The organism is Undibacterium sp. KW1, assembly GCF_009937955.1.
Taxonomy (GTDB): domain Bacteria; phylum Pseudomonadota; class Gammaproteobacteria; order Burkholderiales; family Burkholderiaceae_D; genus Undibacterium.
This window is the reverse complement of record NZ_AP018439.1, coordinates 6,537,856-6,557,365: the sequence shown is the minus strand read 5'-3', so window position 1 is coordinate 6,557,365 and position 19,510 is coordinate 6,537,856. Positions and strand designations below refer to the sequence as shown.

20 protein-coding genes and 1 pseudogene are annotated in these 19,510 nt (G+C 52.9%); 12 read left to right on the top strand and 9 right to left on the bottom strand.

Annotation, left to right across the window (positions count from 1 at the left end; all coding sequences use genetic code 11):
• Nucleotides 1-280 precede the first annotated feature (280 nt).
• From rpmH to mnmE, 5 genes and pseudogenes are all read left to right on the top strand, one after another.
• Nucleotides 281-415, top strand: a complete 135-nt coding sequence (gene rpmH, locus UNDKW_RS29575; RefSeq protein ID WP_061535510.1) for a 50S ribosomal protein L34 — start codon at nt 281-283, stop codon at nt 413-415.
• 39 nt (nt 416-454) lie between these two features.
• Nucleotides 455-889, top strand: coding sequence for a ribonuclease P protein component (rnpA, locus tag UNDKW_RS29570; protein ID WP_162061698.1), 435 nt, complete (start codon nt 455-457; stop codon nt 887-889).
• 20 nt (nt 890-909) lie between these two features.
• Complete coding sequence (yidD, locus tag UNDKW_RS29565) at nt 910-1,206, top strand: membrane protein insertion efficiency factor YidD (protein ID WP_162061697.1); 297 nt, start codon at nt 910-912, stop codon at nt 1,204-1,206.
• A gap of 9 nt (nt 1,207-1,215) precedes the next feature.
• Nucleotides 1,216-2,880: a membrane protein insertase YidC gene (gene yidC, locus UNDKW_RS29560; protein ID WP_162061696.1), complete on the top strand. Its 1,665-nt coding sequence runs from the start codon at nt 1,216-1,218 to the stop codon at nt 2,878-2,880.
• 320 nt (nt 2,881-3,200) lie between these two features.
• Nucleotides 3,201-4,606, top strand: a pseudogene (gene mnmE, locus UNDKW_RS29555) (tRNA uridine-5-carboxymethylaminomethyl(34) synthesis GTPase MnmE).
• Between the two features lie 46 nt (nt 4,607-4,652).
• Here the strand turns inward: mnmE and UNDKW_RS29550 are convergent.
• Genes UNDKW_RS29550 through UNDKW_RS29540 form a run of 3 tightly spaced genes read right to left on the bottom strand, consistent with a single transcriptional unit; the run spans nt 4,653 to nt 6,927 of the window.
• On the bottom strand, nt 4,653-5,357 hold the full coding sequence (locus tag UNDKW_RS29550) for a DUF6058 family natural product biosynthesis protein (protein ID WP_162061695.1): 705 nt from the start codon (nt 5,355-5,357) through the stop codon (nt 4,653-4,655).
• A 23-nt stretch (nt 5,358-5,380) separates the two neighbouring features.
• Nucleotides 5,381-5,725 carry an antibiotic biosynthesis monooxygenase gene (locus tag UNDKW_RS29545; RefSeq protein WP_162061694.1) on the bottom strand — a complete coding sequence of 115 codons (345 nt, stop codon included), beginning with the start codon at nt 5,723-5,725 and terminating at the stop codon, nt 5,381-5,383.
• Nucleotides 5,722-6,927, bottom strand: a complete 1,206-nt coding sequence (locus UNDKW_RS29540) for a cytochrome P450 (RefSeq protein ID WP_162061693.1) — start codon at nt 6,925-6,927, stop codon at nt 5,722-5,724. The genes UNDKW_RS29545 and UNDKW_RS29540 overlap by 4 nt, the downstream gene beginning before the upstream one ends.
• A gap of 87 nt (nt 6,928-7,014) precedes the next feature.
• Here UNDKW_RS29540 and UNDKW_RS29535 point away from each other — a divergent pair, with 87 nt between their 5' ends.
• Complete coding sequence (locus UNDKW_RS29535; RefSeq protein WP_162061692.1) at nt 7,015-7,731, top strand: helix-turn-helix transcriptional regulator; 717 nt, start codon at nt 7,015-7,017, stop codon at nt 7,729-7,731.
• A gap of 57 nt (nt 7,732-7,788) precedes the next feature.
• Here the strand turns inward: UNDKW_RS29535 and UNDKW_RS29530 are convergent, their stop codons facing one another.
• Both UNDKW_RS29530 and UNDKW_RS29525 read right to left on the bottom strand, forming a co-directional pair.
• Entirely contained in the window at nt 7,789-8,124 is a 336-nt protein-coding gene (locus UNDKW_RS29530) for a hypothetical protein (protein ID WP_162061691.1), read from the bottom strand.
• Between the two features lie 161 nt (nt 8,125-8,285).
• The gene (locus UNDKW_RS29525; RefSeq protein ID WP_162061690.1) at nt 8,286-8,582 is read right to left on the bottom strand and encodes a YciI family protein; all 297 of its coding nucleotides are present in this window, start codon (nt 8,580-8,582) and stop codon (nt 8,286-8,288) included.
• Between the two features lie 89 nt (nt 8,583-8,671).
• Here UNDKW_RS29525 and UNDKW_RS29520 point away from each other — a divergent pair, with 89 nt between their 5' ends.
• Both UNDKW_RS29520 and UNDKW_RS29515 read left to right on the top strand, forming a co-directional pair.
• Nucleotides 8,672-9,463 (top strand): class II glutamine amidotransferase, encoded by a 792-nt coding sequence (locus tag UNDKW_RS29520; RefSeq protein WP_162061689.1) that lies wholly within the window; start codon nt 8,672-8,674, stop codon nt 9,461-9,463.
• Nucleotides 9,460-10,386 (top strand): LysR family transcriptional regulator, encoded by a 927-nt coding sequence (locus UNDKW_RS29515; protein WP_162061688.1) that lies wholly within the window; start codon nt 9,460-9,462, stop codon nt 10,384-10,386. Before UNDKW_RS29520 ends, UNDKW_RS29515 begins: the two co-directional genes overlap by 4 nt.
• Before the next feature lie 206 nt (nt 10,387-10,592).
• Here the strand turns inward: UNDKW_RS29515 and UNDKW_RS29510 are convergent, their stop codons facing one another.
• The 4 genes from UNDKW_RS29510 to UNDKW_RS29495 form a co-directional block, all read right to left on the bottom strand.
• A complete protein-coding gene (locus UNDKW_RS29510; protein WP_162061687.1) occupies nt 10,593-11,750 on the bottom strand; it encodes a BMP family ABC transporter substrate-binding protein in 1,158 nt (385 codons plus the stop codon).
• Between the two features lie 71 nt (nt 11,751-11,821).
• Complete coding sequence (locus UNDKW_RS29505; RefSeq protein ID WP_162061686.1) at nt 11,822-12,742, bottom strand: ABC transporter permease; 921 nt, start codon at nt 12,740-12,742, stop codon at nt 11,822-11,824.
• A 6-nt stretch (nt 12,743-12,748) separates the two neighbouring features.
• Complete coding sequence (locus UNDKW_RS29500; RefSeq protein WP_162061685.1) at nt 12,749-13,816, bottom strand: ABC transporter permease; 1,068 nt, start codon at nt 13,814-13,816, stop codon at nt 12,749-12,751.
• Nucleotides 13,809-15,425 carry an ABC transporter ATP-binding protein gene (locus tag UNDKW_RS29495; RefSeq protein ID WP_232063172.1) on the bottom strand — a complete coding sequence of 539 codons (1,617 nt, stop codon included), beginning with the start codon at nt 15,423-15,425 and terminating at the stop codon, nt 13,809-13,811. The genes UNDKW_RS29500 and UNDKW_RS29495 overlap by 8 nt, the downstream gene beginning before the upstream one ends.
• A gap of 385 nt (nt 15,426-15,810) precedes the next feature.
• Here UNDKW_RS29495 and UNDKW_RS29490 point away from each other — a divergent pair, with 385 nt between their 5' ends.
• The 4 genes from UNDKW_RS29490 to UNDKW_RS29475 all read left to right on the top strand — a co-directional run bounded on the left by UNDKW_RS29490 (nt 15,811) and on the right by UNDKW_RS29475 (nt 19,506).
• A complete protein-coding gene (locus UNDKW_RS29490; protein WP_162061684.1) occupies nt 15,811-16,638 on the top strand; it encodes an AraC family transcriptional regulator in 828 nt (275 codons plus the stop codon).
• A 596-nt stretch (nt 16,639-17,234) separates the two neighbouring features.
• Entirely contained in the window at nt 17,235-17,972 is a 738-nt protein-coding gene (locus UNDKW_RS29485) for an AzlC family ABC transporter permease (protein WP_162061683.1), read from the top strand.
• Nucleotides 17,969-18,289 carry an AzlD domain-containing protein gene (locus UNDKW_RS29480; RefSeq protein ID WP_162061682.1) on the top strand — a complete coding sequence of 107 codons (321 nt, stop codon included), beginning with the start codon at nt 17,969-17,971 and terminating at the stop codon, nt 18,287-18,289. Before UNDKW_RS29485 ends, UNDKW_RS29480 begins: the two co-directional genes overlap by 4 nt.
• 38 nt (nt 18,290-18,327) lie before the next feature.
• Nucleotides 18,328-19,506: a serine hydrolase gene (locus UNDKW_RS29475; protein WP_232063171.1), complete on the top strand. Its 1,179-nt coding sequence runs from the start codon at nt 18,328-18,330 to the stop codon at nt 19,504-19,506.
• Nucleotides 19,507-19,510: the final 4 nt, after the last annotated feature.

The following is a 19,510-nucleotide window of genomic DNA, read 5'->3' as shown; positions in this document are numbered from 1 at the left end:
TTGCATTGCACCAATAGGTGTGCCTTGTTTGATTAATTTTTGCGCTAAGTGATTGACACGCAAAGCAAAAATGGTGTCTAATTCAGGGTTCCCTACCCCTCTTTTATTGGTGCGGCTTTAATTATCGGTTTTTTGATGGATTGATGCGCAACACCATGAGCAGCGGTTTTGGGGCAGTAAAGGCGAAAGGCCTGACGAAAATGTGCAAGCCGAAGTCGCACCCAAGACAGCCTTTATCCGTAATTCCGATTTTTTTTATTGCTCAATTAGCGAGACCAACATGAAACGTACTTACCAACCTTCCGTCGTTCGCCGCAAGCGCACTCACGGTTTCCGCGCACGCATGGCAACCCGCGGTGGCCGCGCTGTTCTGAACGCACGTCGCGCCAAAGGCCGTAAACGCCTGGCAGCTTGATTATCAGTTCGTTGATCTGCGCAGCCTTGCTGAATTCGCATGATCAATAATATAACTGAGCCAGTTCAGGCAGGTGCAGGCGGCGCAGATTTTGCCCGCGTCAGGCGCATCGTTAAAACGGATGAGTTTTCATCCGTTTTTCGTTTGCGCCCCGTGCAAAAGACAGCCCATTTTGTGCTTTATACCAGAACCAATGATTTGCCGCATGCCCGTCTGGGTGTGGTGGCCGCCAAGCGTTTTGCGCCACGTGCAGTGACGCGCAATACGATCAAGCGTGTCACTCGCGAGATATTTCGCCATTCAGCCTTGTTGAATGTGGATTGCATCGTGCGGCTGTCCCGCCCTGTTAACAGCAAGGCGGGGCCGGCGACGACCGCCCAGCTCAAGCGTGAGCTCAGGGCGGAAATCTTGCGTCTGTTTGCGGCACCGGCTTGCGCGCCAGTTAGTCATAAGCCACCTGCAAGTAGTACATAAGCGAACTTAGGGCATTTAAGATGAAAACCCTGCTGCTCCTGTTGCTCAGATTTTATAAACTGGCAATTAGTCCTATGTTGGGGCAGAACTGTCGTTTTTATCCCAGTTGCTCTGAATATGCGGCAGAGGCTATCAAAATACACGGTGCTGCCAAGGGTAGCTTGCTGGCAGGGAAACGCTTGTGCAAATGCCATCCCTGGCATCCCGGTGGCGTGGATAACGTGCCGCCAGCTAGTGAAAAATCGCAAACCACCCCCACATCTGCCCAGTGCTGCCATGATGGCAAGCACAATGGACATTCTTCTCCCCTTTCCTGACATACACAAATGGATATCAAACGTACCGTCCTGTGGGTAATTTTCTCTTTCGCGCTGATCATGCTCTGGAATGGTTGGGGCGTGTATAGCGGCAAGCCGTCTATCTTTGCCCCTCCACCACCGAAAGTGGCCAGTGCTTCTGCATCTGCCAACGCGTCTGCCAGTGCATCAAGCGCTACGGGTAGCGCCAGTGCTGTGGCTGGTGCTACGACAACGGCGGGTACTGATGCTGCCCCTGTCATCAAAAGCGAAACCATCACTATTACTACTGATGTCATCAAGGCAGATATTGATACCATCGGTGGCGAACTCAAAAAGCTGGAATTGCTGAAGCATAAAGATGGCTCAGACCATACAAAAAACATGGTTCTGTTCGATAACTCGACCAAACGTACTTATCTGGCGCAGACTGGTTTGTTGGGTGGCCCTTTCCCTAATCACAAATCTGGCTTCATCGCCAAACCAGGCGTTCGTACCCTGGAAGGTGGCAACCAGGTACAACTGGTGCTGGAAGCAGAGCAAGGCGGCGTCAAGCTGACCAAGACTTATACCTTCAAGAAGGGGGAGTACCTGATCGACGTGCGCCATGATGTGACCAATTCCAGTGCGGCAGCTATCACGCCTTCCCTGTATCTGCAATTACTGCATGACGGCACCAAGCCTGAAAGTGGCGGCATGTTCTCTGGCAGCGGCGAATTCTATGCGCCGGCTGTATATACAGACGCAGAAAAATTCCAGAAACTGGATTTTGAAAAAATCGCCAAGGGTACAGATGGCCATGCCAAAGCATCGGATAATGGCTGGGTAGCGATGTTGCAGCATTTCTTTGTGTCTTCTTTCATTCCGCAAGACAAGACCAAGCGCGAAATTTTCACGAAACAGGTTGATACCAACTTGTACGCAGTTGGTAATGTCTTGCCTATGGGTACAGTGGCACCTGGTGCAACAGTGAGCATGAATGCACATCTGTATTCCGGCCCGCAAGAATCTGCCAAGCTGGAAGCAATTGCTCCTGGCTTTGAACTGGTGAAAGACTATGGTGTATTGACTATCATCGCCAAGCCGCTGTTCTGGGTCATGGAACAAATCCACAAAATGCTGGGTAACTGGGGCTGGACTATCGTGGTCTTCACGATCGCGATCAAACTGGCTTTGTTCCCCTTGTCGGCAGCCGGTTATCGCAGCATGGCAAAAATGAAGGTCGTCACACCGAAGATGCAGGCTGTGCGTGAACGTTTCAAAAACGATCCGCAAAAAATGAACCAGGCCATGATGGAGTTGTACAAAACCGAGAAGATCAACCCTCTCGGTGGCTGCTTCCCTATCCTGATCCAGATGCCTATCTTTTTGGCGCTGTACTGGGTCTTGCAAGCCAGCGTGGAAATGCGCGGCGCACCATGGGTGGGCTGGATCACCGATCTGACTTCTCCTGACCCTTGGTATATTTTGCCTGTGGTGTATGCAATTTCCATGTTCATCACGACCAAGCTGAACCCGGCCCCGGCTGATCCAGTGCAGGCGAAAATGATGATGTTCATGCCACTGGCATTCTCGGTCATGTTCTTCTTCTTCCCGTCTGGTTTGGTATTGTATTGGGTAGTCAACAATATCTTGTCGATTGCACAGCAATGGGTCATCAACAATAAATTGATACCGCCAGAGCATAAGGCTTAAGCGTCAAGATTGAGCAAATGAGAAAGCCCGCAAGTTTGCTTGCGGGCTTTTTTTATGATGTGATTTGTTTTAGTTCCTCTCCCTTAAAGGGAGTGGATTAAAAATGAGATAGTCCGTCTCGTAGGTTGGGCTACGGGGTATCAGCCCAACACTTGGCCTCAACAAACACATACGTCATTTAACGGCCCAGTGTTGGGCTGGTAAAGCGTAGCCCAACCTACAATAATTGTTCTTATAGATATAAGCCCCTGTCGCATTTCCGTCACAAACCCACAGACTAATTTGCACTCATACTGTGCAAGCACAGATAGAATTTCAACATGATCTACGAACCCATTCCCATCGCTGCTATTGCCACTGCCCCGGGCGTGGTGGCATAGGTGTAGTGCGCATTTCCGGCAAGGACCTTGCGCCTGTTATCACTGCCTTGTTTGGCGCTACCCAATTCAAGCCACGTCATGCCAGTTACCTGCCGTTTACCCAGGCTGATGGCACCGTCATTGACCAGGGCATCGCGATTTATTTCAAGGCGCCGCATTCTTATACCGGTGAAGATGTGCTGGAACTGCAAGGCCATGGCGGCCCGGTCGTTATGCAGATGCTGCTGTCACGTTGTCTGGAAGCAGGCAAGGATGCAGGTTTGCGGCTGGCAGAACCAGGTGAATTCACCCAGCGCGCTTTTTTGAATGACAAGCTGGACTTGGCGCAGGCTGAAGCCGTGTCTGATCTGATCGAGGCATCGACTGAGGCTGCAGCCAAATCGGCATCGCAATCGCTGTCCGGTGCTTTTTCCAAAGTCATTCATGCACTGGTAGAAAAAGTCGTGCACCTGCGCATGCTGGTGGAGGCGACGCTGGATTTCCCGGAAGAAGAAATCGACTTCCTCGAAAAATCGAATGCCCGCGGCCAGTTGGCGACGATACAAACTGCTCTGCAAAAAGTGTTTGAGCAGGCAGCCCAGGGTGCCTTGTTGCGTGCCGGTTTGAATGTGGTGCTGGCAGGTCAACCTAACGTTGGCAAATCATCTTTGCTGAATGTGCTGGCAGGTGACGACGTGGCCATCGTCACGCCTATCGCTGGTACTACCCGCGACAAGGTGACCGAGACTATCCATATTGAAGGCATCCCCCTCAACATCATCGATACTGCCGGCATACGCCATGAGCATGATGAAGTTGAAGAAGGCCAGGTCGCCAATGCCATTGATACGGTAGAACGTATAGGTATAGAACGCACCTGGGCAGAAGTGGAAAAGGCCGATGTCATCCTGCACCTGCTCGATGCCAGCCGTGGCCCTACCCGCGCCGATGAAGCCATCGTCGCCCGCTTCCCGGAAGGTGTGCCGGTCATACGCATCTGGAACAAGATAGACTTGTCCGGCCATCATGCCAGCGTTGATGAAATGTCAGATGCGACACATATTTATCTGTCTGCCCATGAACACATAGGTATAGATTTGCTGCGCAAGGAACTGCTGCGCATTGCCGGTTGGGAGCAGACAGGTGAGTCGCTGTACCTGGCACGTGAACGCCACTTGATCGCCCTCAAGCATGCGCATGAGCATCTGCAAAACGCGGCAGAGTATGCAGCGCAAAATGACCAGTCGCTGGATTTGTTTGCCGAAGAACTGCGTCTGACACAAGACCGCTTGAACAGCATCACGGGTGAATTTACGTCTGACGATTTGCTGGGTGTGATTTTCTCGCGCTTTTGTATAGGTAAATAAGAAATAGGACAGGTAGGGCAAGTAGAGCAGACAGCCTGCCCATCATTTATGCCGCCATGGCAGCTTGCAGGCGTGGCCGTAAATCATCCACCAGACGTTTGCGGCTGCAGCGTGGATATTCTGCTGGTGAAAACCACATGGCGGCTTCTGCAAAAGCATCAACAACAGGCAGCAATGCTTTTGCTTCGGCAGAAGTAAAATTTTCCTTGCTGCCATTGTCGCTAAGATGGGCGAGTTTTTCCTGCAGTATTTCTTTGCACACTATCGCTGAGACAGAAACAGGATGGGCGACACAAAGACCAAAAGTACCCAGCAAAAAATGCTGCCACGAAAATTCTGCACGTTGCATGAGGCCAGAAACGACAGGCTGGCCGTCTGCAGTAAAACAATCATCCAGACGCCATGTGCTGTGATGCATCTCGGTCAGCGCAGCAATAAAATCCCTGATGAAATTTTCTTTCAGGATAGCTGGCGCGGCGTTTAGACCATGCTTATCGATAAGCTGCAATGCAAGCGTATACCAGACTGCATTGGCCGGATGAAAATAAGCGCCAGCGCTGGTATTGACTGCATCCATCTCACCAAAAACAGCAGAGTGAATTTTTGCATCGTCAGTGACGACATAGGATGGTGCAGCCAATAACTGAGCCTGTATCAGTGCATCAATATCTGCCTCTGTGCATAGGCAGGCAGCAGCAAACTGTACTTTGTTCAGGTAGTGTTTTTTCAGGTAAAGATCAAGTGCTGACATTTTGAGTTCCTGGATGAATTGAATTAGCCATGCACCTGGCGGCTGTCTGCCGGTGCCTGCTCACGTTCCAGCAAACCATAGTCGCGCACGACAGACGCGATGCGCAGACGATAGCCTGCAAAGACATGACCGCGTCCTTGCGACTGCGCCGCCCGGTGCTCTTCGGTATTGCGCCAGTTGGCGACTGCCGCTTCATCGCGCCAGAATGACAGGGACAAAATCTTGCCGGGGTCAATCAGACTCTGAAAACGTTCTATGGAAATGAAGCCATCCATCTCCCTGAGCAAGGGTGCAAGTCCTGCTGCGATATCCAGGTATTCCTGCCTGTTTTCTGCATGCGGGATGACTTCAAAAATTACGGCGATCATGTGTTCTCCTGGTTTTGTATATTCTGTGTGAATATGGGGATGCGACCATTCAGTGAAGGCCGGTATGCCCAGCGCAAGGTAGTGAAATCAAATGCAGGCATGTTTAGCAAGTGATGCAGGCAATTGACGGTGATTTGTTCTGCAATGTGCTGACTAGGGCAGGCGTGGCGACCGTAGCCAAAGGTGAAGACTTTTCTGTCTGGCCTGCTCAGTTGCAAAATATCAGGATCAGGATTGACTGCCGCATCACGGTTGGCAGCCGCCAGCAAGACGACGATGACATCGCCTGCTTGCAAAGCCTGACCGCCGATTTCGCAAGTCTGAGTGACGAAGCGTCTGGTGTTTTGCACTGATGCGTCATGGCGTACCACCTCGGCTATCAGTTGGTCTAATTTTTGTGGCAAGTCAGCCCCAGCCTCACGCAGGCTTTTCAGTATGTCAGAGTGAGTTTGCAACGCGGTGAGGCTGTTGCCAGCCAGGCCGGCAGTGGCTTCATAAGTTTGCGACAGCAAGCCTATGAGGTTGGACAAAATGCCGTCAGCATGCTGCCAGCCACATAGCTCAGCTTCGCTTTGCAGGTCGGCCAAAAATCCATGCGGTTTTGCCTGGCTGTCTTGTAGCAACTGGCGAAAGCTGCTTTGCAAAGTCTTTGCCGCCACATGTGCCGCATCAATTTGTTCTGCAGTACTCAAGGGAGAAAGACAACGCACGAAATCTGCCATCCAGTTTGCCAGATCGGGTAAAGCATTTTCTTCAAATCCCAATATGCTGCCCATGACATGGATGGGCAAGGCTAACAGGTATTGTGTCAGCCCGTTTCCGGTAGTGAGATCATATTTGCTGGCGAGCTCGGCAGCATGCTGCTGTGTATATGCAGCGACGCCAGACAAATCGAGCTTGCGTAGCGAGCTTTGTATGACTTGTTTTGGCACTGCATGCGCCTGACCTTCATTCATGCGTACCAGATGTGAAAATATTTCTCCCGCTGTGCCACCTGCAATATTGCGCGGCACGGGTTCTGTCACCGGCCTGACGGCGCAGGCCGGAGATTCGAGTACTTGTTGCACTATAGCGGCCCGGCTGGCAATCCAGCATTTGAGTTCGGTATCAAAAACCAGCGCTGGCCCTGCACGCAGGCTGGCGTAATACGGATAGGGGTCTGGGTGGCAAGCGGAATTTAGGATAGAGATTTTCTGTGTCATGGCAGGCTTAATGCTAAGTTTGGTGGCTAAGTAATGAAATGCAGTATAGGACTTGTTTGCATTGAACAATTCGCTTACCATCAAACTATGAATGCAGAAAATTCCACCCATATAGAATACGCCGATACCCAGTTAGCCAAGCTGGCCGGGGCCATTGCCGAGCCTGCGCGCTCGCGCATGCTGTGCAGCCTGATGGACGGGCGCGCCCGTACCAGTACCGAGCTGGCTGCCGTGGCAGAGGTCAGCCCCTCCACTGCCAGTGTGCATTTGAGCAAATTGCTGGAACAGCATCTGGTGAACGTGGTGGCGCAGGGCAAGCACCGCTATTACCAGCTTGCCAGTAATGAAGTGGCAATTGCACTGGAATCGCTGTTGCTGATCGCCGGTTTGCCCAAGTCACGCTTTGTACCGAATACACCAGACCGGCTGCGCAAGGCGCGTACCTGCTATGACCATATGGCGGGCGAGGTGGCAGTGGGTGTGCATGATTACCTGATGCATCAAGACTGGATCAGGCCAGTAGAAGGCGAAGAAACCGCTTATGAATTGACAACAGCAGGCAGCAAGGGCCTGGAAGAACTGGGGCTGGATATTGCTGCTACCCGCAAGGCCAGACGGCGTTTCGCCTGTTCCTGCCTGGACTGGAGTGAGCGCACACCACATCTGGGTGGCGCTTTGGGCGCGGCTTTATTGAATTTGCTGCTGAACCGCGCCTGGCTGGAGCGTGATCTTGATAGCCGGGCACTGGCACTGACCAGCAAGGGCAAACGTGAGTTTCAAAAAGTGTTTGCCATAAAAACCTGAAGCTGGGAACCTGCGCTTCGCTTATTCGGCTTATTTGGCTTATTTGGTTTATTCGGCTTATTCTTTTGTACCCAGCTTGATCTTGGCAAGGCGGTCTATGATCGCAGGCTTTAACTTGCGGAAGTACACCAGGTCTATCGCAAACATGGAAACAAGAGCCAGGCCCACAGTCAGCACGCAGCTGATCCATATCGAGTCTGGAGCAGCGATACGGTTGGACAGATAAACAGCCGCAAATATTGTCAGGCCTGTCAGGAATTCACGCCAGAATGGCTTGCGTGTCTTGAATGTTTTCTGCGCTGCCAGCAATACCAGCTCAGGGTAGTGTTTGGGCGCAACATCCTTTAATTCGGGTACGGCCAGCAATAAGGCATCAGTGCTGAAATTGTGCATGATTATCCATCCTTTGTTCACCTGATATCAGGTCTCACAGATTATTATCGGCTTCAATATCAACTTAGTCCACGGTCAAAATGTAAAACATTTACCACGGGCATGTTGTGAGCTCACTGCCAACTTGCTATCAAAATAGTAAAAGCCCCCTGAAGACTGCCTCAAATTGCCACCATCGCCTCTGGAAATGCCTTGGACCAGTGCAAAATTTCCACACTTTCGCGCATACCGTGAAGCCAGAAAGGGTCAGTTCGCCACAGGTTTTCCACTTCCGCCCGGTCTTTGGCTTCGATGATCCATAAAGCACCTATGGGGTAGTCATTGGCATCATGGCGCAATGAGCCGGCCACCTTGATTTGTGCCTGACGCGCTGCCAGCCAGTCTATGTGAGCAGCCATATAGTCGGTGCGGACATGGCGCATCGTTGTTTTGTCGGTAAATCTGACAACAAATAACATAAGCAAACTTCAAAATCTTATAAAGATGGGAATAATAAGTGGGTTTGCCTATGGTAAGGTATGTGCAAACTGTTTTCACTATATGCATCATGTGTCAATTACTAGGAATGAACTGCAATACCCCGACTGATATCGTTTTCAGTTTTACCGGGTTTGCAACACGCGGTGGTTTGACGGACGAGCACAAGGACGGCTGGGGTATCGCTTTCTTTGAAGGCAGCGGCGTACGCCTGTTTGTTGATCACCAGTCAGCGGTAGAATCACCGGTGGCTGAGCTCATCAAACGTTATCCCATCAAATCCAGGAATGTCATCGCCCACATACGCAAGGCCACGCAGGGCCAGGTCAGCCTGGAAAACTGTCACCCTTTTGTACGTGAATGCTGGGGACGTTACTGGGTATTTGCCCATAATGGCGATCTGAAGGAATTTTCACCCGTGCTGGATGGCAGCTTCCAGCCGGTGGGCAATACCGACAGTGAACGGGCATTCTGTTACCTGTTGCAACGTATGCGCCGCCATTTTGGCGAGCAATTACCATCTGTGCAACAATTGGCGCTGTTCATGTATGAGATTACGGCAGAAATCGCCAGCTATGGTACTTTCAACATGATGCTGTCGAATGGCGAAGCCCTGTTCACCCATTGTTCGACCAAGCTGTACTACATCGTGCGCCAGCATCCCTTCAGCACAGCCGCCTTGACGGATGAAGACGTGGCTGTGGATTTTTCTCAAGTCACTACGCCAGCCGACAAGGTCGCCATCATCGTTACCGAACCCCTGACCACGAATGAAAGCTGGACGCAATGTGAAGCTGGCCAGATGCTGGTATTTGTGGATGGTGATGTATTGGCTTTGCCCCAGCCAGGGGTTGCGGCATGAACCAGCGCCTGGTCGATCAGCTCGACACCAATCTCTTGCGTGTCTTGCATACCCTGCTGACCGAGCGCAGCGTCACCCGCACCGCGATGAAGCTGGGGCAATCACAACCCGCCATCAGCAATATGCTGAAACGCCTGCGCGAAATTACCGGAGACGCCATCCTGGTGCGTGGCAAGAATGGCATGACCGCGACCGAGCGTGGTGAAGAACTCTTGTTGCTGGCTCGCCAGGGTTTGAATGTACTGGAAAGCATCGCCAGCCCGGCACCGGCTTTCATGCCTGCTTCGAGCCAGCGCATATTCCAGCTCGGTGCACCGGATTACCTGAGCGCTCTGCTGATTCCACTGATTATTGAAAAACTGCGCGAACAAGCTCCCAATGCTGGCCTGACCGTACATGCCCTGAATGCCGGTTTTGACTATGCCGCTGGTCTCGAAAGTGGTGAGCTTGATTGCGTCATCGGCAACTGGCCAGACTTGCCACCTCATCTGCATCTGGCACAATTGTTTGAAGATGAAGTAGTGTGCATGGTCAACCGTAAACACCCGGTAGTCAGCAAGGGTTTGTCGATCAAGTATTACCTGGAAATGGCTCACCTCGCCCCCACGCCCTACATGATGGGCCACCGCAGCATCATCGATAGCGCGCTCGCAGAGCAGGGTCTGAAGCGCAAGATACAGATGACCATCCCCTACTTCGGCATGGTGCCCTATGTACTCTCACGCACCGATCTCATCTTCACCACCAGCCGCAGCTTCGCCGTGCAATGCTCGAAAGACTGGCCGATAGAAGTCTTGCCCATGCCGATTACCGTACCCAAGATGAAGTTCTTCATGCTCTGGCATGAACGTGCGCATGCGGCGGCGGAGGTGCAATGGTTACGAAGGATAGTGGCAGAGGCTTCGGCTAAGGTGATGGTGTAAAGCACTCGCGTAGCTTGGTTGATGAACCTTAGCCCGGCAAAGTGGGATTAAAGTGACTCCTTCCCCTTGAAGGGGAAGGTTGGGTTGGGATGGGGTTCCCTAACAATTTGATTATAGGTTAATTAACCGAAAACCATCCCCACCCTAACCCTCCCCTTGAAAGGGAGGGAACTAAAACATAGCGTACGCTAAAGGTTTTCCCTACATCAACCCGGCACTTTCCCTTCAACACCCTCGACATAAAACTTGATGTCATGCAGGAACTTGTCATCCGCCACCGCATCCTTGCCCAGTACTTCCTTACCGGTATTGTCCTTGATAGGTCCTTTCCAGATCGGGCCCGTGCCGTCAATGACGCCCTGGCGTTTGTCGGCGATGAGTTTCTTGACTTCGTCTGACAGGCTTGCGTTGAAGGCTTTGAGGTCTATCATGTTTTCTTTGAGGCCCCACCAGGTGGTGTCTGATTTCCATGTTTTGTTGAGCACTTCATCGACGCGCTTGGTGTAATACACACCCCAGTCGATGACGGATGCTGCCAGGTGGGCTTTGGCGCCGAACTTGCTCATGTCGCTGTCCCAGCCAAAGGCATATGCGCCTTTTTCTTCTGCAGTTTGCACGACGGCGGCAGAGTCAGTGTTTTGCATGAGCACATCAACGCCCTGGCCTATCAGGGTGGTGGCGGCTTCGCGTTCCTTGCCTGGGTCAAACCATTTATTGACCCAGACTACCTTGGTGGTGGCTTTGGGATTCACAGAGCGGGCACCGAGGGTGAAGGAATTGATATTGCGCAGCACTTCAGGAATAGGCAGGGAGGCGACCACACCGAGCTTGCCAGACTTGCTCATCTTGCCAGCAGCGATACCGGCGAGGTAGGCGCCTTCGTAAGTACGCACATCATATTGCGCGAGATTTTCAGCAGTTTTATAGCCGGTGGCGTGTTCAAACTTCACATCGGGGAAATCCTTGGCGACTTTGAGCATGGCTTCCATGTAACCGAAGGTGGTGCCGAAGATGACTTTGTTACCCTGTGTGGCCAGGTCGCGGAAGACGCGTTCTGCATCGGCGGCACTTTCAGGAATGTTTTCAACGAAGCTGGTTTTCACCTTGTCGCCAAACTTGGCTTCCACTGCCTTGCGGCCTGCATCGTGGGCATAAGTCCAGCCTGCGTCACCGACCGGGCCTACATAGACGAAAGCGACTTTCAGCGGTTCTGCCGCAGCAGGTGCGGCAGCGGTACTGGCTGGTGCAGGCGCTGCTGCGCTGGCGCTGGCGGATTTGTTTTCTTCTTTCTGGCCACAACCAGCAAGACCGACAATAGCCAGGGACAGCGCGGCTGCCAGGGTTTTTCTGCGGGTAATTTTCATGGGTAGCTTCCTTCGTCTGAATTTCAGTTGTAATCAAAAAAACGCACAGCAAATGACATCTCTATCAATACTTAAGCAGACCCCGGGCGGAAAGGCTTGCCCAGGGAGGCTGGCATGTTCAGGCGTATCCAGTCAGGGTTACGCGAGATCAGCACCAGCACGATAATCGTTGCCAAATAGGGCAGCATGGATAAAATTTCCGAGGGGATGGCAATGCCTATCGCCTGGAAATGGAACTGCAAGATCGTCACGCTGCCAAACAGTAAAGCACCCAGCAAGACCCGTGCCGGACGCCAGGTGGCAAAAGTCGTCAGCGCCAGTGCGATCCAGCCACGCCCGGCGACCAGGCCTTCCACCCACATCGGTGTATACACGACAGACAGGTAAGCCCCGGCGATACCACAGCAAGCTCCACTGAACAGCAGCGCCAGATAACGTATCTTGCGCACGGGGTAACCCAGTGCATGGGCAGATTCTGGCGATTCCCCGACCGCCTTCAAGACCAGGCCAGCACGGCTGCGTTGCAGGAACCAGATGATGCCTGCACACAGCAAAAGGCCAAAATACACGGCCAGATGCTGATCAAAAAAGGCTTTGCCGAGGAAGGGGATGTCCGATAAAAAGGCGACGCCATGTGGCCCGGCAGGCAAAGACTGGCCGACAAATGACTGTCCGATGAAGGCCGACAGGCCGGTACCAAAGATGGACAGGGCCAGGCCAGTTGCTACCTGGTTGGTTGCCAGCACCAGTGCCAGCCAGGCAAACAGCGAGGCCATCAACATGCCGGCAACGGCGCCTGCAACAAAACCCAGCCAGGGTAGATGGGTCTGGTGGGCCACGGCAAAACCGGTGATGGCAGCCACCAGCATCATACCCTCGGCACCAAGATTGAGCACGCCTGCACGTTCATTGATCAGCAAACCCAAAGCAGCGATCAGTAAGGGTGTGCCAGAGTTGATGGAGGCGGCGATCAGGGCAGCAAAATTTTCCATGATTGTTTATTTCTGCCAGCGCAGGCGGTAATTGATCAGGGTGTCGCAAGCGAGCAGCAAAAACAGCAGCATGCCCTGGAACAGGCCAGTGATGGCAGAAGGCAGGCCCAGGCGCGATTGCGCCATTTCGCCACCGAGGTAAAACAGCGACAGCACCAGGCCACCAAAGATGGTGCCTATGGGATTCAGACGGCCTATGAAAGCGACGATGATGGCAGCAAAACCATAACCGGGCGAGATGGACGGCAAGACCTGCCCTATCGGCCCGGCCACTTCAAACGCACCCGCCATGCCAGCGAAACCGCCAGATATCAATAAGGATGTCCACAAGGCACGGCGGCTGGAGAAACCTGCATAACGCGCTGCCAGCGGTGCCAGTCCGCCTACCGTCAAGCGGTAACCAGCAAAGCTGCGATACACAAACACTGCCATCAAACCACTGGCGACCAGCATGGCGATAAAGCCTATATGCAGGCGGCTGCCCGAGAACAGGTGGGGCAACAGATAATCGCTGGAAAACACCTTGGACTGCGGGAAGTTCATACCATGTGGGTCTTTCAGCGGGCCATTGACGGCATACATCAGCAGCAATTGCGCGATATAGGTCAGCATCAGCGACACCAGTATCTCATTGGCATTGAAACGGTCACGCAGCAAGGCAGTGACGGATGCCCATAAAGCGCCACCAAGCACCCCCGCGCAGGTTGCCAGCAACAAGACCATGCCGCCCGACAAACCTGGCGTGCCGGTATCAAAAAACAAGATGGTGCTGCCCGCAGCCAGGCCGCCGGCGATCAACTGTCCCTCGGCACCGATGTTCCAGACATTGGCGCGATAGCAGACCGACAGCCCCAGCGCGCACAAGACCAGCGGCGTGGTCTTCAATAATAATTCGGCGATGGCAGTCTTGCTGCGTATCGGCTCTATCAAAAATACCTGCAGGCCAGTCAAAGGGTTTTTGCCCAGTGCCATGAATAACAGGGCACCCAAAAAGATCGTCAGCAGCAAAGCCAGCACAGGAGAAAGGTAGGCCATGCTGCGCGAGCTGGCAGCGCGCAATTCCAGCTTAAGCATGCTCACCCCGCTCGTTGATGTATGGTTTCTTTTTGCGGCTGCCACCGCCACCGGTTTTACCGAGGGACACAGTTTCTGCCGTTGTCCATTCTTCCCACAAACCGCTCATCCACAATCCTATCTTTTCCCTGGTCGCACTGGCAGTTGCTATTGATGGCGACAAACGGCCTTTAGCGATCACATGCATGCGGTCACATAATTCAAACAATTCATCGAGCTCTTCCGAAATCACCAGCACCGCGCAACCCGCCTGCTTGAGCTTGCGTATCTCATCATGGATTTGCGCTGCCGCACCTACATCAACACCCCAGGTTGGCTGGGCGACGATGAAGACATCGGGCTGGCGTGTAATTTCACGACCCACAATAAACTTTTGCAGATTGCCACCCGACAGGCTGCGCGCCAGTGCCGCAGGCCCACCAGCCTTGACACGGAAGCGGGCGATGATGTCTGCCGCTGCCTGTATCGTATGGCGAAAATTGATCATACCCTTGCTGATGAAGGGCGCGTGCTGGTGCGACAACAGCATATTGGCAGTCAGGCTCATCTCAGGTACTGCGCCACGGCCCAGGCGCTCTTCCGGCACCAGGCTCTGGCCCAGCTTGCGCCTGCTCTCAGGGCCGCGGTTGCCTACTGGCTTGCCTTTGAGTTCTATCATTTGCGGCGCGGCGCGCCTGTCTTCGCCCGACAATGCGGCCAGCAGTTCTTGCTGGCCATTGCCGGATACACCAGCGATGCCAACAATTTCGCCACCAAATAATTCCAGATGTATGTCTTCGAGTGCAGTGGCAAACGCATGTGCCTTGGGCAGGCTCAATTGCCTGATGCACAAGCGCGACTCACCCAGGGTGACTGGCTCTGTATGGGCAGATGGAGGTAAGTCCTCACCTATCATCATGCGCGACAGGCTGGCGGCAGTTTCCTGCGCCGGGTCGCAATGGCCTGTGACTTTGCCTGTACGCATGACGGTGGCGTTATGACAGAGTTCACGGATTTCATCAAGCTTGTGGCTGATGTACAGGATGCTGCAACCCTCAGCAGCAATCTTGCGCAGGGTGACAAACAGTTTTTGTACGGCTTGCGGCGTCAGTACCGAGGTTGGCTCATCAAGTATCAGCAATTGCGGTTTGGTCAGCAGGGCGCGCACAATTTCCACGCGCTGCCTTTCACCAACTGACAAGGTATGTACATGGCGGTGTGGTTCCAGCTCCAGGCCATAGTTTTCACCGGTCTGGGCGATTTGCTCGGACAGCTCCAGCATATTCACATGCTGGTCCAGACCCAGGGCGATATTCTCGGCCACGGTCAGGGTATCAAACAGGGAAAAATGCTGGAACACCATGGCAATGCCCAGCTTGCGCGCATCCTGTGGTGTCGCTACCCTGACTTCCTGGCCATTCCAGCGCACCGTGCCTGAATCTGGCTTGACGGCACCAAAGATGATTTTCATCAGCGTCGATTTGCCTGCGCCATTTTCACCCAGCACCGCGTGGATTTCACCCGGTGCCACCTGCAGTTTGACGCCATCATTGGCAACCACCGCCGGATAGCGTTTACAGATATCGGTCAGTTCCAGCCTGGGTACTATGGGCGCATCAGCAGAAGTCACTTTGACCTTTCCATCCGGTATTCAAGATTCTAGAGTAGGGAGTAAGCCTGTTGCTGTACATCACGGCAACAACATGGCGGACATACGCCTGACATTATAAGTGGCGGCAACGCACAATTTCAAAATCTATCTGTCATTTAGTACAAGGTGGAATTTGTTTGCCCGATATCAAATTGGAAGAAATCATTTAAATTTTTCATGTGACTGTTTTGCGTTGTTTTCCAGCATCAGATAAAAATGAATGCGCGCTTGCCTGCAAACCTGCATACAAGATTTTGCAAATGCACAGGTTTCAGGCAAATGTATGGTGGTGTCAAATGTAAGATTTACCGACTAAGTATAGAATAGCCCTTAATAATCAAACCTTTACAGCATTTCTTTGTGTATGGACAAACCAGCAACCTTCCGTGACGATGCCCATTTCTGGCGCAGCCCGCTGCTGCCAGATGCTGAGTTGCTGACGGCTGAATACTTCGCGCAAGAATTTGCCCCGCACTGGCATGAAGGCTTTTCCATCCCCGTCATACAGTCAGGCGCACAAACCTACCGCTATCGCGGCAGCCGTTGCCTGGCCTCGGTTGGCTGCATCGCTGCTATCAATCCCGGCGAAGTGCATACGGGTGAAAGGGCCACTGAGCATGGCTGGGCCTACCGCGCCTTTTACCCTTCGGTAGAGTGGATGCAGCAGCTCGCCAGCGACATGGCAGGCAGCGCTGTCGGTGTCCCCTGGTTACCTGATGGCGTAATCGAGGATGCCGAAGTCTCTGCCCAACTTGCCTTTGCACACCGTTTGCTGGAAGCGGGTAGTGATCCACTTGCAGCCGAAAACGCCCTGACGGCAGGCTTTGCCCTGATGCTGTCGCGCTACGCCCGCAGCCGTCCGACCATACAAACTATCTTGCCCGACGCCGTCAGGGTAGAAATGATGAAATCCAGGCTTAGCGAAGACCTCAGCGCTGCGATCAGCCTGACTGAACTGGCGCAAGAGGTAGGCCTTTCATCCTTTTACGCCGCCCGTTTGTTCTCCCGTACGACTGGTATGCCACCACATGCCTGGCGTAATCAACTTCGACTGAACCGTGCACAGAGTCTGCTGCGGCAGAATTTGTCGGTGACTGAGATAGCAACGATGACGGGGTTTGCGGACCAGAGTCATTTCACGCGGCATTTTAAGAAGGCGTTTGGGGTCGCGCCGGGGAGATGGCGGGTTTGAATTTACTTTTGATGGTTCGACCATTCGTGTATTAAGTAAAGCAATTAACGGTCGTATTGACGTTGTTGTTGATTTTCGCAGTTCCCATGTGTCGATGCCTTTGCTGCGAGGCAGAAAATGGATTAAGAAATGACCGTTGTTTGAGCGAAGCGAGTTTCGGGCATTTCCCATTTTTTGACTTGCAGCAAAGGGAACCCCCTTTAGGGGGCAGCGACGCCTGGGTCGCCTTCTTTGGCATACCTTTCTTGGCGACGCAAGAAAGGTATGTAGCTGTCGGGCTACCCCCGACCGGCAATCGTGAGTGACTGATAATGGTATTTGAAATACTTAACTCATAAATTCACGATTCTGAATTTAATGTGTTGTCCGATATGCCGCGAACGCCGCTGGAGCGCCAGCCCGCTGTATTCCAGCTAACCCCACGCTGGAATGACGTAACTAACATTTAGAGTCATTTAATTTACTTTCAGCCAGGTAAGGTGCATAAGTAAATTCTTTATTTCAAATAACGCCCCCAAACCGCAAGAACGTACAAGCCCATTCCCCAATTAACAGGCAAGATCCCATTCAATCACAATGCAATATGGAATCACCCCATGCCCTCATCCTCAAGAACGAAGCACTTCACCGCCGGCGTCCGCGACACCATCCCCATGCTGATAGGTGCAGCCCCTTTCGGCATGATCTTTGGCACTCTGGTCGCCACAGCACAAATGCAAGCCTGGCAGGGGCAGTTGATGTCGCTGGCGGTGTTTGCCGGGTCCAGCCAGTTTATTGCCACGGGTCTTATTGCCAGCCACACGGGCATGCTGGTGATCTGGCTGGCGACCTTCATCGTTAACCTGCGCCATATGCTGTATGCAGCGGCCCTGATGCCACATGTACGTCATTTACCAAGACGCTGGCGCTGGGCGCTGGGCTTCTTGTTGACTGACGAGACCTTTGCCGTAGTAGATCGCTATTACCGCCAGCATCCGCAAGATGCTTTGGGGCACTGGTATTTCCTGGGTTCTGGCTTGTCCATGTATGTCAACTGGCAAGTCTGGACGCTGATAGGCCTGATGTTCGGGGCGATATTCCCGCAGTTGCAGACCCTGGGTCTGGATTTTGCCATGGTGGCAACTTTTATTGCTATCGTCGTGCCGCAATTGTTCAAGCGCCCGCATTTGCTGGCAGCCATCGTTGCTGGCAGCACGGCCTATGTCTTGCAACATTTGCCCTATAAGCTGGGTTTGCTGGTGGCGATTGCCTTTGGGGTCGCGACTGGCATGCTGGCGTCGCGCTTCACCAGACAAGATAATAAGCAAGAACAAATCACCGTGGAGCAGGCATGAATATCACTTTGACCATACTCGGCATGGCTATCATCACCTTTCTGGTCAAAGCCCTCATCTTTATCCTTGGCGACCGCGTTGCATTTTCCGGTAATCTCAAAAAGGCGCTGGAGTTTGTGCCTGTGACTGTGCTGACAGCCATCATCGTTCCCATGATTTTGTCGCCGCATGGCAAGGAACTGGAATTGAGCTGGCGTAATCCGCAACTGGTGGCAGCAACTGTGGCAGCCTTGCTGTGCGCGGTGACCAGGCATCAGTTAGCGACCATCATCGTCGGTCTGACCGTATTCTTTAGCTGGCAGTATATGTTGAGTTGAGGGTAGGATATACCCTTTGTAGCTTCAATATTTGGCAAATGACTTACGATTTCAGCGCAGTTAACGCAGCGATGCAAAAATATGTAGATAGGCAAATCCTGTCCGGTGTCTCGACTGCGGTGCTTGTTGGACGTGAACTGGTGCACCAGCATAGTACAGGCTGGGCTGACCGCGAGAGCCAGACGGCTATGCGCGATGACCACTTGTTCCGCGTGTTTTCCAATACCAAGCTGATTACCTCAGTGGCTGTGCTACTGTTGATGGAAGACGGCAAGCTGGAACTCGATCAACCTGCCGAAGAATTCCTGCCTCAGCTCGCGCACCTGCAGGTGCTCAAACCCGGTGCGACCCGTATTGACGATACCGAGCCAGCCCGCAACAAGATCACCATCAGGCATTTGCTTTGCCATACCGCTGGCCTCAGTTATGGCTTGCTGGATCATGGTACGGTCATGTACAAGGCCTACAATGAAAAGCGGGTCATGAATGCCTTTACTACTCTGGCTGAGATGATGGATGTGCTGGCAGAATTGCCGCTGAGCTTTCATCCTGGTGAAGACTGGGAATATTCGATAGCCACCGATGTGTTGGCGCGCCTGGTCGAAGTGGCTAGTGGCATGAGCTTTGAACGCTTCCTGCAGTTGCGCTTATTCAATCCCCTGGCCATGCATGACACCAGCTTTGTCGTGCCTGCGCATAAGCTAGCCAGGCTGGCGTCTTACTATGCCGGTACGGACCCGCAAAATATCTTGCAGCGTGGCTTGCGCAAGCTCGACAAATCACCTTACCCCGGCGCATTCACCTCGCCAGTAGCACGCCTGTCCGGCGGTGGTGGACTGGTATCAAGCATGCAGGATATGCTTTCACTGATGCGCAGCTTCATGCCCGATGGCGATACCTTGCTGAGGCCAGAAACGATCAAATTGATGATGCAAAACCACTTGCCTGCTGGTACAGGCATTGCTTTTCCTGGCGTTGGTGATGTACCTGGCAAGGGCTTTGGCCTCGGTGGCGCGGTAACAATAAAACCTTCATCGATAGACCCACCAGCTTCCGTTGGCGAATTTGAATGGGGTGGTATCGCTGGCACGCATTGGTGGATATCACCACGCCACAATATCGCCGGGGTATTGATGACACAAAGATTGATGAGCTTCTGGCATCCGTTCTCTTTTGACTTCAAGAGACTGGCCTACGAGACATTGGGATTGAAATAAAAGA

Bases quoted from the DNA above. Each gene is read 5' to 3' on its own strand.
- rpmH (WP_061535510.1), top strand. From the start codon at position 281: ATGAAACGTACTTACCAACCTTCCGTCGTTCGCCGCAAGCGCACTCAC.
- rnpA (WP_162061698.1), top strand. From the start codon at position 455: ATGATCAATAATATAACTGAGCCAGTTCAGGCAGGTGCAGGCGGCGCA.
- yidD (WP_162061697.1), top strand. From the start codon at position 910: ATGAAAACCCTGCTGCTCCTGTTGCTCAGATTTTATAAACTGGCAATT.
- yidC (WP_162061696.1), top strand. From the start codon at position 1,216: ATGGATATCAAACGTACCGTCCTGTGGGTAATTTTCTCTTTCGCGCTG.
- UNDKW_RS29550 (WP_162061695.1), bottom strand. From the start codon at position 5,357: ATGTCAGCACTTGATCTTTACCTGAAAAAACACTACCTGAACAAAGTA.
- UNDKW_RS29545 (WP_162061694.1), bottom strand. From the start codon at position 5,725: ATGATCGCCGTAATTTTTGAAGTCATCCCGCATGCAGAAAACAGGCAG.
- UNDKW_RS29540 (WP_162061693.1), bottom strand. From the start codon at position 6,927: ATGACACAGAAAATCTCTATCCTAAATTCCGCTTGCCACCCAGACCCC.
- UNDKW_RS29535 (WP_162061692.1), top strand. From the start codon at position 7,015: ATGAATGCAGAAAATTCCACCCATATAGAATACGCCGATACCCAGTTA.
- UNDKW_RS29530 (WP_162061691.1), bottom strand. From the start codon at position 8,124: ATGCACAATTTCAGCACTGATGCCTTATTGCTGGCCGTACCCGAATTA.
- UNDKW_RS29525 (WP_162061690.1), bottom strand. From the start codon at position 8,582: ATGTTATTTGTTGTCAGATTTACCGACAAAACAACGATGCGCCATGTC.
- UNDKW_RS29520 (WP_162061689.1), top strand. From the start codon at position 8,672: ATGTGTCAATTACTAGGAATGAACTGCAATACCCCGACTGATATCGTT.
- UNDKW_RS29515 (WP_162061688.1), top strand. From the start codon at position 9,460: ATGAACCAGCGCCTGGTCGATCAGCTCGACACCAATCTCTTGCGTGTC.
- UNDKW_RS29510 (WP_162061687.1), bottom strand. From the start codon at position 11,750: ATGAAAATTACCCGCAGAAAAACCCTGGCAGCCGCGCTGTCCCTGGCT.
- UNDKW_RS29505 (WP_162061686.1), bottom strand. From the start codon at position 12,742: ATGGAAAATTTTGCTGCCCTGATCGCCGCCTCCATCAACTCTGGCACA.
- UNDKW_RS29500 (WP_162061685.1), bottom strand. From the start codon at position 13,816: ATGCTTAAGCTGGAATTGCGCGCTGCCAGCTCGCGCAGCATGGCCTAC.
- UNDKW_RS29490 (WP_162061684.1), top strand. From the start codon at position 15,811: ATGGACAAACCAGCAACCTTCCGTGACGATGCCCATTTCTGGCGCAGC.
- UNDKW_RS29485 (WP_162061683.1), top strand. From the start codon at position 17,235: ATGCCCTCATCCTCAAGAACGAAGCACTTCACCGCCGGCGTCCGCGAC.
- UNDKW_RS29480 (WP_162061682.1), top strand. From the start codon at position 17,969: ATGAATATCACTTTGACCATACTCGGCATGGCTATCATCACCTTTCTG.
- UNDKW_RS29475 (WP_232063171.1), top strand. From the start codon at position 18,328: ATGACTTACGATTTCAGCGCAGTTAACGCAGCGATGCAAAAATATGTA.